This window comes from Novosphingobium sp. (genome assembly GCF_025351285.1).
Classification (GTDB): Bacteria; Pseudomonadota; Alphaproteobacteria; order Sphingomonadales; family Sphingomonadaceae; genus Novosphingobium.
Genome location: NZ_JANXWG010000081.1, coordinates 1 through 12,233, shown reverse-complemented (window position 1 = coordinate 12,233; position 12,233 = coordinate 1). Strand labels below are relative to the sequence as shown.

13 protein-coding genes and 1 pseudogene are annotated in these 12,233 nt (G+C 60.8%); 4 read left to right on the top strand and 10 right to left on the bottom strand.

Translation table 11 applies throughout. The features are described 5' to 3' along the window. Positions 1-224 (top strand): hypothetical protein (locus Q0R16_RS09620; RefSeq protein ID WP_295635627.1); only part of this gene is annotated, 224 nt, incomplete at its 5' end. Between the two features lie 38 nt (positions 225-262). On the opposite strand, the gene Q0R16_RS09615 is transcribed toward Q0R16_RS09620, so the two are convergent. Together Q0R16_RS09615 and Q0R16_RS09610 are read right to left on the bottom strand one after the other, a co-directional pair. Next, the gene (locus Q0R16_RS09615; RefSeq protein ID WP_295635631.1) at positions 263-661 is read right to left on the bottom strand and encodes a VOC family protein; all 399 of its coding nucleotides are present in this window, start codon (positions 659-661) and stop codon (positions 263-265) included. A gap of 52 nt (positions 662-713) precedes the next feature. Beyond that, positions 714-1,445, bottom strand: a complete 732-nt coding sequence (locus tag Q0R16_RS09610) for a glutathione S-transferase N-terminal domain-containing protein (protein ID WP_295635623.1) — start codon at positions 1,443-1,445, stop codon at positions 714-716. A gap of 88 nt (positions 1,446-1,533) precedes the next feature. Between Q0R16_RS09610 and Q0R16_RS09605 the strand changes: the two genes are divergently transcribed. Continuing rightward, positions 1,534-2,100 (top strand): TetR/AcrR family transcriptional regulator, encoded by a 567-nt coding sequence (locus tag Q0R16_RS09605; protein WP_295635620.1) that lies wholly within the window; start codon positions 1,534-1,536, stop codon positions 2,098-2,100. Positions 2,101-2,590: 490 nt separating this feature from the next. Here Q0R16_RS09605 and Q0R16_RS09600 read toward each other — a convergent pair whose 3' ends face one another. Both Q0R16_RS09600 and Q0R16_RS09595 read right to left on the bottom strand, forming a co-directional pair. Next, the gene (locus tag Q0R16_RS09600; RefSeq protein WP_295635616.1) at positions 2,591-3,247 is read right to left on the bottom strand and encodes a hypothetical protein; all 657 of its coding nucleotides are present in this window, start codon (positions 3,245-3,247) and stop codon (positions 2,591-2,593) included. 353 nt (positions 3,248-3,600) lie between these two features. Further along, positions 3,601-4,664, bottom strand: a protein-coding gene (locus Q0R16_RS09595; RefSeq protein WP_295635612.1) for an IS630 family transposase whose coding sequence is annotated in 2 segments (ribosomal slippage) — positions 3,601-4,170 and positions 4,173-4,664 — 1,062 coding nt in all. Because the reading frame shifts where the segments join, the coding sequence is not laid out codon by codon here. A 521-nt stretch (positions 4,665-5,185) separates the two neighbouring features. Between Q0R16_RS09595 and purS the strand changes: the two genes are divergently transcribed. Beyond that, positions 5,186-5,431 (top strand): phosphoribosylformylglycinamidine synthase subunit PurS, encoded by a 246-nt coding sequence (gene purS / locus Q0R16_RS09590; protein ID WP_295635609.1) that lies wholly within the window; start codon positions 5,186-5,188, stop codon positions 5,429-5,431. Next, complete coding sequence (gene purQ / locus Q0R16_RS09585; protein WP_295635606.1) at positions 5,431-6,120, top strand: phosphoribosylformylglycinamidine synthase subunit PurQ; 690 nt, start codon at positions 5,431-5,433, stop codon at positions 6,118-6,120. Before purS ends, purQ begins: the two co-directional genes overlap by 1 nt. Here the strand turns inward: purQ and Q0R16_RS09580 are convergent. The 6 genes and pseudogenes from Q0R16_RS09580 to Q0R16_RS09555 all read right to left on the bottom strand — a co-directional run. Continuing rightward, positions 6,117-8,471: an EAL domain-containing protein gene (locus Q0R16_RS09580; RefSeq protein ID WP_295635603.1), complete on the bottom strand. Its 2,355-nt coding sequence runs from the start codon at positions 8,469-8,471 to the stop codon at positions 6,117-6,119. The genes purQ and Q0R16_RS09580 overlap by 4 nt on opposite strands. Before the next feature lie 97 nt (positions 8,472-8,568). Beyond that, the gene (glmS, locus tag Q0R16_RS09575) at positions 8,569-10,392 is read right to left on the bottom strand and encodes a glutamine--fructose-6-phosphate transaminase (isomerizing) (protein ID WP_295635600.1); all 1,824 of its coding nucleotides are present in this window, start codon (positions 10,390-10,392) and stop codon (positions 8,569-8,571) included. Further along, positions 10,392-10,787, bottom strand: coding sequence for a PIN domain-containing protein (locus tag Q0R16_RS09570; protein ID WP_295635597.1), 396 nt, complete (start codon positions 10,785-10,787; stop codon positions 10,392-10,394). Before Q0R16_RS09570 ends, glmS begins: the two co-directional genes overlap by 1 nt. After that, positions 10,784-11,146 carry a CopG family transcriptional regulator gene (locus tag Q0R16_RS09565; RefSeq protein ID WP_295635594.1) on the bottom strand — a complete coding sequence of 121 codons (363 nt, stop codon included), beginning with the start codon at positions 11,144-11,146 and terminating at the stop codon, positions 10,784-10,786. Before Q0R16_RS09565 ends, Q0R16_RS09570 begins: the two co-directional genes overlap by 4 nt. A 45-nt stretch (positions 11,147-11,191) precedes the next feature. Next, positions 11,192-12,085 carry a Dam family site-specific DNA-(adenine-N6)-methyltransferase gene (locus tag Q0R16_RS09560; protein ID WP_295635590.1) on the bottom strand — a complete coding sequence of 298 codons (894 nt, stop codon included), beginning with the start codon at positions 12,083-12,085 and terminating at the stop codon, positions 11,192-11,194. A gap of 27 nt (positions 12,086-12,112) precedes the next feature. After that, positions 12,113-12,233, bottom strand: a pseudogene (locus tag Q0R16_RS09555) (IS630 family transposase); the annotation flags it as partial.

Below are 12,233 nucleotides of genomic sequence, written 5' to 3'. Positions count from 1 at the left end.
CGCCGCCGCGACAGCCCGCTGCTCAGCGCAATCCGCACCGCCTCACGCTTGAAATCTTCTGTATGCTTCTTCATCTCATCGGTCTCCTTGATCGAGTGTTAAACTCTCAAGTGACCGGCGCAAAACCGTTACAAGTCCAATTCGATGCCTATAAATGGGTCGCTCAAGACGATCCTATCTCCCGCACTTGCTCCGAAACAGGGTTTACCGCCCGTCCATACTGAAGACGGGCGGCGTTTCGCCCAATATGCGACAACCGCGGTTATTTGGGAAAATGGATTCCACAGAGCTTATTGCCGTCGAGGTCACGAAAATAGGCGAGCTCGATCTTACCCATCGACGCGGTCTCGCGCGGCCCAGGCGGGGCCTCGATCGAGGTGCCGCCGTTGGCAACTGCGGTATCGTGAAGCTGCTTCACTTGTTCGGGCGAGTTGCACGAAAAGGCGACGGTGCTCCCGTTTGCGACGGTCGCAGGTTCATCGTTGATCGGCTGGCTGACGATGAAGTTGGTTCCGTTGCCATTATTGTAAATGAGCCGGGTATGTCCGCTGTCGGCGATATTCCGCGTCGGTTCACCGACGCCGAGCGTCCCGAGCACGGCGTCATAGAAGCGCTTCGATCGTTCGATGTCGTTCGATCCGACCATGGTGTGAAACAGCATGCTTTTTCTCCTGCTCAGTGCGTTGTTGTAACGAAGATAAGTGGTGCGACCGCTACGGGCGGTCATCCAGTTCCGGCACGCCGCTGCTGCGATCGGCATAGGCGGCTAGGAAGGTCGGGCGGCGCTGCCATCGCTGCCAGAACGCATCGATGTGCTCGTACCGCTCGTCGAGCGGCATCGCGTTCACCTCGAACTTGGAGAAGGCGATCGCTGTCGCCAGCGTGATATCCGAAAACGTAGGCTCCGCACCGCCAAGCAGCCAGTCTCGGCCATCGGCCAGATGCCGGTTGACCAGCACGGTATGCGCCAGCGCTTCCTTGCGGCAATGCTCGCCCCATGCCGGGTTGACCGTCAGTTCGAGCTTGGGGCCGAGCCCCTGATGCAAGACATGGAACGCGGTCGTGATGCGGTAGAGGATGTGCACCCAAATGCGGTTGTCCCACATCGAGTCCAGCCCCTGTTCCTCAGCGGTCTCGCCCATGATCCGGCGGCCCGGAAATACCTGGTCGAGATAGCGCACGACCGCAGCGGTCTCCGAGATGAAGCTGCCGTCCGCCAATTCGAGCGTCGGCGTTTCACCCCAAGGGTTCATCTTAAGATGCTTCCACTGCCGCTGCTCTCCCACCGGGGACATGTCGTAGACCCGCTCATCGAAGCGGTCGGCAATGCCCTTCTCGTGCAGGAAGATGCGCAGACGCTGAGGATTAGGGAACGCGGAGGGAGAGGTGAAAAGGCGGAGTTGCCTAGGCAGCGGCAATTGGACTGTCATGAATTCATCTACCAAGTGACCGGTAGGGCGATGGATGCGCGCTTGCGTGATAGGCGTCAAGGTCTATCTACCACTTGGTCGGGTCGGGGATACGGGCGGAGCAATGGCGGTTTCAACATCCAGGGAAGCAGTGCTGGCCGCAGCACGACGGATCGCGATGGCGCGTGGCTATAACGGCCTGAACTTCCGTGACATCGCGGCACAAGTCGGAATTAAAGCGCCCAGCATCCATCATCATTTCGCGACCAAGGCCGATCTTGGTGCGGCGGTGGCGCGGCGCTATTGGGAAGACACGGTCGGGCAATTGGCCGCGATTGCTGACGAGGAGCCTGACCCGATCGTGGCCTTACGCCGGTACCCGGAGATTTTCCGGGCATCGCTGTCGAACGATAACCGTATCTGCCTTTCCAGCTTCATGGCGGCCGAATATGACGATCTTCCTGATCGGGTGAAGACCGAGGTTCAATGCTTTGCCGACGTCAATGTTGCCTGGCTGGGCAAGCTGCTCAACGACACGAGAATTGTCGAACCCGGCGAAAGTGAATCGAGGGCGAAGGCGATCTATGCGGCCGTCGCCGGAGCGCAACTCTTCGCGAGGGGCCGATCAGACATCGCGCTTTTCGATACGATGATCGCTAGCTACCGCGCAGTTGGACTCTTGCCGGCTTAGCAAGCTGGTCGCTGCTCGGCGCCGACGCCAGCCCTGCGACTCAATGACGCCTTTACTGCGGTAGCCGCGTGATTTGCTCAATCGCGACACACAAAGGGCGGATTCGCTTGCGGCCTATTCCGATAGCTTATCCAAGCAATGAGAAGCCGCGAGAACTGAAATAAACGAATGGTTACATTGGGAAATGACAAGTGCTCTTTGAATGAAGAATTATAGGCGAGAGCGGTCGTTCCGTAAGACCACAAGCAATGGCCGAATGTTCTGACGACGGACAGCTGGCCTCATCTTCTGATCGAAAAAGTTTTTCATCGGTATGGGCATCGACTCGCTAGTTGTTATCGTCCTATACGAGCTAGGCATAATCGGTCTTATTTGCTATCTCTGCAGGCCGCAGTCACGGCGCTAGTTAATTCCGGTCCGCCAGCTAATGAGGATTTATCAGCCTAACGGTGTTTCCTCAGCGCAATGCAGTTGGGAATGTGGCTTCGCGCTACCGAACGCCGCCAGAATTTAGCACGTGCCAATGATGCTGGTGTAACCAAGGGCCGGCATCTTCGCCATCGTTGGGCTTCGGCAAGACCATCAACCGCCGACCGGCCGGGCTGATTAACAGAAGCCGCTCGAACGATCCGCCCTCGGGTCCGGCATTATAAGCATGTTCGCTGATGATTAGATCATTTCTATATGGCCCGTCGCGGATCACCATCACGAGATTGGCGGCGCTGACAAACTGGCGTTTGCCGGTGGCAAGATCGACGCGGAACAGAGTGTCTGAGGTCACCCATGCTTGCGACAAAACATAGATCGCTTTTCCATCCACTGAGAACACTGGGTTATTCAAACCCCGCAGGTTGGTCGTGTTATTATCCGTAGGATGCGAATGGACGAGCATTTTGCAGCTCGGATTTGTTGGCTTGAATAGCCAGAGCGATGACGGATCAGTTCGGTCGTGCGTCGCGCGGACGAACGCGACTAAGTGACCAACCGGAGATGCGGTAAGGTCAAAGGTTTCGGCAGGTGCGGCTCGGCACAAGCTTTGTATCGAGCGAGTGAGAGCCAGCGATGTTTTTTGACCCACATCGGCCTGCGCACCGTTAAAGGTCGCTAGCGCAGCGGCAAATACGAAACTTGTTACCATTGTTTTCATAAGCCGCCGTCCCCAAGGTAGTTGTTAAATTCAGATGGTGCTGGGTGGAGGTACGTCTTGACCTAGGACAGCTGGCGCTTACCTGATCCTCAGATCCACTGGCTCAATCTAGATCGTCGATTGTACGATGCCAAATTCATCATCGATATCGTGCGCCATTTTATTCGAAAATGCATCGTCGATCGTGTGTCGGCACGCACCTGACACGCAGCAAACGTGACGTCGGTCGTGCTCATCGACCCGAGGTGCAGATTGTTGGCCAACGTGCTGCGGTTAGTCCGATCCTAGTCCTTACCAGCCCGGCGGTTGCGCAACCGTCATTGGCCATGACTGCTAATACCAACCTGCACTGATCATGACCCACGCGCCCATTTGCGGCGGCCGATGGTCATGATGTGCCAAGGCTGATCGATGAGCTTGTTCCAGGCTTCGCAGCAGTGGTCGATGATGTTGTCGTAGGATGTGAAGACGCGGTTTGAGAGCCAGTTGTCGCGCATAAATTGCCAGATGTTTTCGACCGGGTTCAACTCTGGACATTTCGCGGGCAGAGCGATGATGCTGAGATTGCCGGGCACGATGAGCTTGCCGGTCGTATGCCAACCAGCCTGATCCATCAGCACGACCGCGTGAGCGCCGGGTGCGACCATGAGCGAGATCTCGGTCAGATGCAGCGACATGGTTTCGGTATTGCAGAAGGGCAGCACCAGCCCTGCACCCTTGCCGTGTTCCGGGCAGATCGCGCCAAAGATGTAGGCGGATTTGGTCCGCTGATCCTTCGGGGCCGACGGCCGGGTTCCGCGTTGGGCCCAGCGTCGCGTGATCTTGTTTTTCTGGCCAACCCGGGCCTCATCCTGGAACCAAATCTCTATGGGCGTGCGCTTCGGGAGGGTTGCCCTGACCTTTGCCAGCTCGGCTGCGAAGCCCCCTTTTTGAAGGCCTCCAGCTCATATTCGTTCTGGGCATGGTGGCGGGGCCGCGCCGTTAGTTTGACGTAGCCCAGCTTCTTCAACTCGCGCCCCACGGTCGTTTCATCGAGCGAGACTGCAAATTCCTCGTGCAGCCACTGGACCAGGTCGATCAGCCGCCAGCGAACAACGCCATGGATCGCCGGAATCGGACCGCGCTCGACCACCTCGACAAGCGCCCGCCGCTGGGCATCGTCGAGGCGAGACCGTTTCCCCGGCGCCTTGCCGTCGAGCAAACCGTCGGGACCGCGGAAATTGAAGCGCACCACCCAGTCACGCACAATCTGCAAGCCCACCCCGCCGATCCGCGCGGCCGCGCTGCGGCTGCCTCCGTCGTAAATCTCGGCCAATGCCAACAGACGGCGCGCCTGGTTCGCGCTCTTCGACGCGCGCGCCAATTTCCTCAACGCTGTGCTGTCAAAATCTTCCCTCAAGCTGATCGCTGATCCCATGGTCACGCCCTCCAATTGCAGGGCGCCATTGATTCAGAATTTCGCCAGTTTGGGAATCCCCCCCGTGAGTCAGCCTCACGGCAGGTTGGTATTAACCACCGAACCACCCTTCTCAAACAACACCAAGGCCCTCTTCCGCAACGTCGGACGGGGACACGCAATAGCATGTCCCCGAAGTGCTGGTCAGCGTGGACGATCGGCGCGCATTGGATCAAAGCCGAACCCCGGATCAAGTCCGGGGTGACGAAGGTGGTGGTGCCGGGTTCGCGCCGCAGCCCCGCCCGCAAGCTCACCAAAAACTTTCCTACACGCCCCGCCCCCGCTATAGACCCGCTGCGCCCGGTTGGTCGGGCAAAAGGCTCTGTGACTGCCAGACGCGTGCATGTGTTTTATCAACTTGCACAATGTGCAACCGGAAACCGGGCGCATTTCGCCGGGGTTGCCCTTGGCGGTGGAGGGCGGCATAGGCGCGGGGCTTGAACTGCCAGAAAAGGCCAGGATGCGATGAAGGCCATAATGCGATGAAGGTCCGTGTTTCCGTCAGCCTCAAGAACGGCGTGCTCGATCCGCAAGGGCGTGCGATCCACCATGCGTTGGAAGGGCTGGGCTTTGCCGGCGTCAACGATGTGCGCAGCGGCCGGCTGATCGAACTCGACGTGGCCGATGACGTGACCGACGCCGCGATTGACGAGATGTGCCGCAAGCTGCTCGCCAACATGGTGATCGAGAATTACCGGATCGAAAAGATAGCAGGAGCGCCCGCCTGATGGCTTTCACCGCCGCGGTCGTGACCTTTCCCGGATCGAACTGCGATCGCGACATGGCGGTGGCGATCGAGCAGATTGCGGGCGATCTTGGCGGCGGAACCGTCTACCGCGTGTGGCACGGCAATGCGGGGCTGCCCGATGGGCTCGACCTGATCGCGCTGCCGGGCGGGTTTTCCTACGGCGATTACTTGCGCTCGGGCGCGATGGCGGCGCGCTCGCCGGTGATGCAGGCGGTGATCGCAGCGGCGGAGCGCGGTGTGGCGGTGCTGGGCGTGTGCAACGGCTTCCAGGTGCTGACCGAGGCCGGCTTGCTCCCCGGCGCGCTGATGCGCAACGCCGGCATCCGCTTCGTGTGCCGCGAAGTGGCGTTGACCGTGGAGACCAGCCAGTCGCTGTTCACCGCGGGGTACGAGGCCGGCCAGCGGATCGTGATCCCGGTGGCGCACCACGATGGCAACTACTTCGCCGATGACGCGACGCTCGACCGGCTGGAGGGCGAAGGCCGCGTGGCGTTCCGCTATGCGGAAGCCGTCAACGGATCGGCGCGGGACATCGCGGGCGTGCTCAATGCGAAGGGCAACGTGCTGGGCATGATGCCGCACCCCGAACGGATGATCGAAGCAGCCCACGGTGGGACTGATGGCAGGGCGTTGTTCGAAAGCGTGATAAAGGGTCTCGTGGACGCTTAGGCGATAAGGCGCGGCTGTTCGCTGCGGAACAGGGCGCGGGCATCGGCGGACGGCATCGGGCGGCCGAAGTAATAGCCCTGGATCTTCTTGCAGCCGAGCCGGCGCACCATCGCCAGTTCGTCTTCGGTTTCAACGCCTTCGGCGGTGGTCGACATTTCCAGGCTGTCGCACATTGCCACCACGGCGCGGATAATCGCCAGGCTTTCGGGGTTGTTGCGCGCGGCGCCCTGGACGAAGCTGCGATCGACCTTGATGGTCGAAAACCGCATCCGCCGGAGATAGCCGAGCGAGGAATAGCCGGTGCCGAAATCATCGAGCGCCACCCCGCAGCCGAGCGCCATGATGCGCTCCAGCGTGGCCTGCGCGGTGGTGCCATCGCGCACGAAGATGCTTTCGGTGACCTCGATTTCCAGCCGGTGCGGCGGCAAGCCGCTGGCGGAAAGCGCGGAAACGACGGTTTCGGCGAAGTGCGGATCGAGCAATTGTTCGCCCGAGACATTGACCGCAATCTTGACGCGGGCGGGCCAGTTGGTCGCCTCGCGGCAGGCCTCGCGCAGCACCCATTCGCCGATCACCACGATCTGGCGAGTATCTTCGGCCAGCGGGATGAACTTGGCCGGGCTGACCGAGCCATGCTCCTTGCTGTTCCAGCGCAGCAGCGCCTCGAAGCTGACCACCGATTCGTCGATGGCATCGACCACCGGCTGGAATGCCAGTACGAATTCCTGCCGATCGAGCGCGCGGCGCATGGCGATTTCGAGCTTGCGGCGCTCCTCTGCCTGCGCGTGAAGTTCTGGCTCGTAGATGCAGTGCCGCCCGCGACCTTCGTCCTTGGCGCGATAGAGCGCCAGATCGGCGTTGCGCATCAGTGTCTCGACCGTCGGCCCATCGCGGGGGCCAAGCGCCGAACCGATGCTGGCACCGACGTAGAGTGTGTGATGATCCACGTCATAAGGGCGCGACAGCGATTCGATCACCTGGTCGGCCAAGGCCCGCACCGCGGCGCCGTCGCTGGCGTCGGTGACCACGACCGCGAACTCATCACCGCCCAGCCGCCCGCACATTGCGCCCTTGGGCATCATCGCCCGAAGCCGCGCCGATACTTGCGCCAGCAACTGATCGCCGACCAGGTGGCCGAGCGTATCGTTGATCGCCTTGAAACGATCGAGGTCGATCATCATGAACGCGCAGCGCCCGCGCCATTGCACGGCATAGGCCAACGCTTCGCCCATTGATTCATTGACTTGCAGGCGGTTGGGCAGACCGGTCAGCGTGTCGTAGCGCGCCAGATAGGCGATCTTGTCGGCGTTCTCGCGCTTTTCGGTGACGTCCGAACCCACGCCGCGAAATCCGGTAAAGTTGCCCGCATCGTCGAAGCGCGGGGATGCCGACAGTTCCCACCAGCGCTCTCCGCCGGGCAGCGTGACCTGGACGAGCAAGTCGGAGAAGCTTTCGCGCCGTTTCAGCTTTTCGGCGAGCTGGTGGAGGCTGGGGTGAAAGCGCCCGTCTTCCCACGCCGGGCCCGAAATCAACTGAATCAGCGGCTGCCCATCGACATCGTCGGTCTCGCGCCCGAGCGCAAAGGCGAAGCGTGGTGATACCCCGCGCACGCGCCGCGATGCATCGACCTGCCACAGCCAGTCGGCCTCGTTTTCCTCGAATTCGCGCAACAGCAGCGACACAACCTCGTTGCGTTCAGCCATCCCCGCTTCGGCCACTTTGCCACCCAGGAACGTGCGCGCAACCTCGATGGCGCCGACGCTGACGAACACGCCGAACACCATGACCACCGCCGCGCTGACCCACTCGCCCTGATACAGGAACCCGAGCGCGCTCGCTCCGCCAACCACCCCCGCAAAAATCAGTGTGCAACGTGGCACTGCGGCATAACCGACCAGCATCCCGGTCACGAGCATGGCGGTAACGGTCCACAGCGACATCCGGTCGCCAGCGCTGCCGTACTGCGTGAAAATCACCACCGGCAGCGCCCAGACAATGGCGGCGGCCAGCGTGCCCACGGTTTGATCGCGGACTTCGGATGGGGAGAAGCGGCGCCGCTCGGCATCTTCGACGCGCCGGTCGATCTGCGCGCCATAAGCCAAGGCCAGCAACAGCGTGACCAGCCACGCACCGATCAGCAGCAGCGGCGTGGTGTGGACGAACAACTGGATAACGAGCAGCGCGGCCAACGCATGCGCGATCAACCGCGCCATCGTCATGCGGCCGATCTGGGCATACTGCATGCCACGCAGCCGCCACCAATCGCCGTCTGCGGGTTCGGCAAAGCCGAGCACCGCCAGCGCCGGCAAGCGCTTGGGCAAAGTGGTGGGACTGGCTGCGGTGCTCGACACACTTGGCGTCTTAAGCGACGAACCTTTCGCAAAGGTAAGCGCCGCGCAATTACAATCTTAAGATTTGCTGGTTAACTTATTGCAGATATTCAATTTTCTACTCGACAGTGACGGATTTGGCCAGATTTCGCGGCTGGTCGACGTCGGTGCCCTTGGCCACTGCAACATGATACGCAAGCAACTGCACCGGCACTGCATAGACCAATGGCGCGATCAGCGGGTGGACGCTGGGCATCTCGATCGTGGCCATGCACCCCTCGCCCGCTTCGGCAATGCCCGCTGCGTCCGAAATCAGCACGATCTTGCCGCCGCGCGCGCGCACTTCCTGCATGTTGCTGACGGTCTTTTCGAACAGCGGCCCCGAGGGCGCGATCACGATCACCGGCACGGCTTCGTCGATCAGCGCGATCGGCCCGTGCTTCATTTCGCCCGAAGCATAGCCCTCAGCATGGATGTAGCTGATTTCCTTGAGCTTCAGCGCGCCCTCCAGCGCCAGCGGATAGTCCTGCCCGCGCCCGAGATAAAGCACATCGCGCGCCGGCGCGATCAGGTGCGCCATCGCGGCAATCTCGTCGTCATGCGCCAGCGCGGCGTTAAGCGTGGCGGGCACTTCGAGCAATTGCGACACGATGTCGGTTTCCTCTGCCCGGCTCATCTTCCCGCGCTTGACCGCAAGGTGCGCGGCCAACGCGGCCAGCACTGCCAATTGACACGTGAACGCCTTGGTCGAAGCCACGCCGATCTCGGGCCCGGCGTGAGTAGGCAGCAAGAGATCGGCCTCGCGCGCCATCGAACTGGTCGGCACGTTGACCACCACCGCGATCGTCTGGCCATTGGCCTTGCAGTGCTTGAGCGCGGCCAGGGTATCCGCCGTCTCGCCGCTCTGCGAGATGAACAGCGCGAGACCGCCCGGTTCGAGCACCGGCTCGCGATAACGGAATTCCGACGCGAAATCGATGTCGGCGGGCAGCCGCGCGAACTGCTCGAACCAGTATTTCGCCACCATTCCAGCGTAATAGCTGGTGCCGCAGGCCACGATCGTCACGCGGTTGATGCTGGAAAGGTCGAAATCGAACTGCGGCAGCGCCACCGTCTGGTCGACCTGGCGGATATAGCTGCGCAAGGTCTGCGCCACCACGGTCGGCTGCTCGAAGATCTCCTTCTGCATGAAGTGGCGGTACGGCCCCTTCTCGATCGCCACCGCAGACGCGCCCGAAGTGGTGATCTCGCGGGTGACTTCGCGGTTGTCGGCGTCGAAAATCTGCGCGCCTTCGCGGGTGACGATCACCCAGTCGCCCTCTTCGAGATACGTGATCTTCTGCGTCAGCGGCGCCAACGCGAGCGCGTCCGAGCCCAGATACGTCTCACCGTCACCATAACCCACCACCAGCGGCGAACCGAGCCGCGCGCCGATCAGCATGTCCGGATAGCGCCGGAACGCGATCGCCAGTGCGAAGGCGCCGCGCAATTGCGGCAACACTTGGCGCACCGCATCGGCAGGTTCGGCTCCAGCCTCGACCAGTTCGGACACAAGGTGGGCAACCACTTCGGTGTCGGTGTCACTCTCGAACTTGCGGCCGCGCGCGGTCAAAGCCTCGCGCAGCGGCTTGAAGTTCTCGATGATGCCATTGTGGACCAGCGCCAGTTCGCTGGTGGCGTGCGGGTGCGCGTTGGCGGCGGTAGGCGCGCCGTGCGTCGCCCAGCGGGTATGCGCGATGCCGGTCGTGCCGGGCGCCGGATCGCGCGCCAATTCGGTGACGAGGTTGAACAATTTGCCCGGAGCGCGGCGGCGGATCAGTTCGTTTTCGAAGATCGTGCAGATGCCCGCACTGTCATAGCCGCGGTATTCCATCCGCCTGAGGCCGTCGACCAGCCGCTCCGCAACCTGATCCCGCCCGACGATACCGATGATGCCACACATTAAAGAAAGTCCCGTTCAAGCCTGTAAGGTACGCGAATGCCTGGCATTTCCGCCGGGAAGTCTCTGGTATTGCGCGTGATCAGCACCCGGCCCCGGACTTGCGCCGAGGCGAGGATGATCGCGTCGGGCGACTTGAGGCGAGGCCGCTCGCGGCGAAGTGAGGCTGCGCGAAGAGCGGTTTCCTCGTCGATCTCGTCCATGCTGAAACGGCCGAGAAATCGCAGCGCCTCGCGCAGCACAGTGTCATCGCCTTTGGACAGCACTTCGACCCAAGCCATCCGGCTGATCCACATCCGTGCTCCACGCGCGCCCGCGCGACGAATTTCCTCGTGGGCCGGTGGATGGTCCCAAAGTGCGTCAATGAGAATGTTGGCGTCGAAGCTGTAGCCGCTCATGCGGTGTTCTGCTTGTGCCTTTCGGCCGCCTTTGCCTGAAGCGCAAGGTAATGCGCTCGCTCGCGATCGTCATATTCATCGAAGCAATCTGGCGATTCAGCGCGGACTTCCTCATAGTCGTCGTCCCAAGGCCGCGTCCATTCGGCCCGGCGCTTGCGCTCATACTCGTGCGGATCGAATGCAATGCCGTGCCGGGCCCAAAGTCCAAAGCCCGCTTCCAGCCAGTCATCGCCGCCCTCGGCGCGATAGGCCTGCACCGCCTCGCGCAGGACCGACGCACGCGACTTGCCCTGCTCGGCCGCGCGCGCTTCGAGCCACTTGATGTCATCATCGGGAATGTCAGCGAGGATCCGTGCCATTGATATGGCTATATCATATCATGATATACAAACAAGCCTGTAAGCTCAATCGACGATCTCAAACTCCATTTGGCGCAGTGGCTCGCTTTCACTTGCAATCGACAAAGGCAGATTGGTCACAAGCGCCTCGACCATTGGGTTGCGGTTCTCTTCACGCCCGCCAACATGATAGAAATGATCGCGCGTCAGCATGTGATCATCGCTCCATAGACTCTCAATATAGTCGTTTGATCGGTAATCATTGTGGTGCCAAGTCGATAAAATGAAATTTGCCCGCGATTCTGATAGCACCGCACGAAGCGTGCGCTCTTCCGTGTCTCCCCACGCGCCAAAGTAATCCACATGGCGATCAATGTATGGCGGGTCGCAATAAATGATGTCGCCTTTTTCCGCCCGTGCAACCGTCGTCGCGAAATCCTGGCAGACGAACGTGAACTGTTTGGTCCGCAATGTCTGCTGGACCCAGCGCACCTGATTCACGATCCGGGTCACATAGGCTGGTGCGAATCGTCCTGGCTTCCGGCAAAATGGGATATTGGACCGCCCCTTGCGGTTGAAGCGGATCATTCCATTGAAGCCGGCCCGGTTGATAAACAGGAAATCCAGCGGGCTCCCCTCGTTGTTGAAGCGCTCCCGTATATAGTAATAGTGATCCTCACCTACAGATGCCAGTTGCTCACCCTCTCGTTCAAGATATGCCCGAACGTCGTCCGGGCCGATCTCTCCTCTGTTGATTGCATTGTAAAAATTAATCAGGTGCGGGTTTTTATCTGCAAGCAGCGCCTCCTTGGGTGCCAAGTTTAAGCCGACAACACCGGTTCCGGAAAATGGCTCAATCCAGCGACCCGAAAAGTCGCTCGGCACGACACTGGCAATCCACGGCACCAACTTTGTCTTGATGCCCTGAGACTTGATTGGCGGGACAAAAATCTTTGTCATTTCAGGGTTTATACCAACCTGCACTGATCATGACCCACGCGCCCATTTGCGGCGGCCGATGGTCATGATGTGCCAAGGCTGATCGATGAGCTTGTTCCAGGCTTCGCAGCAGTGGTCGATGATGTTGTCGTAGGATGTGAAGACGCGG

Excerpts from the sequence above, each read along its gene's own strand:
- Q0R16_RS09615 (WP_295635631.1), bottom strand. The coding sequence starts at position 661 with ATGCTGTTTCACACCATGGTCGGATCGAACGACATCGAACGATCGAAG.
- Q0R16_RS09570 (WP_295635597.1), bottom strand. The coding sequence starts at position 10,787 with ATGAGCGGCTACAGCTTCGACGCCAACATTCTCATTGACGCACTTTGG.
- Q0R16_RS09560 (WP_295635590.1), bottom strand. The coding sequence starts at position 12,085 with ATGACAAAGATTTTTGTCCCGCCAATCAAGTCTCAGGGCATCAAGACA.
- Q0R16_RS09565 (WP_295635594.1), bottom strand. The coding sequence starts at position 11,146 with ATGGCACGGATCCTCGCTGACATTCCCGATGATGACATCAAGTGGCTC.
- Q0R16_RS09600 (WP_295635616.1), bottom strand. The coding sequence starts at position 3,247 with ATGAAAACAATGGTAACAAGTTTCGTATTTGCCGCTGCGCTAGCGACC.
- Q0R16_RS09605 (WP_295635620.1), top strand. The coding sequence starts at position 1,534 with ATGGCGGTTTCAACATCCAGGGAAGCAGTGCTGGCCGCAGCACGACGG.
- purS (WP_295635609.1), top strand. The coding sequence starts at position 5,186 with ATGAAGGTCCGTGTTTCCGTCAGCCTCAAGAACGGCGTGCTCGATCCG.
- glmS (WP_295635600.1), bottom strand. The coding sequence starts at position 10,392 with ATGTGTGGCATCATCGGTATCGTCGGGCGGGATCAGGTTGCGGAGCGG.
- purQ (WP_295635606.1), top strand. The coding sequence starts at position 5,431 with ATGGCTTTCACCGCCGCGGTCGTGACCTTTCCCGGATCGAACTGCGAT.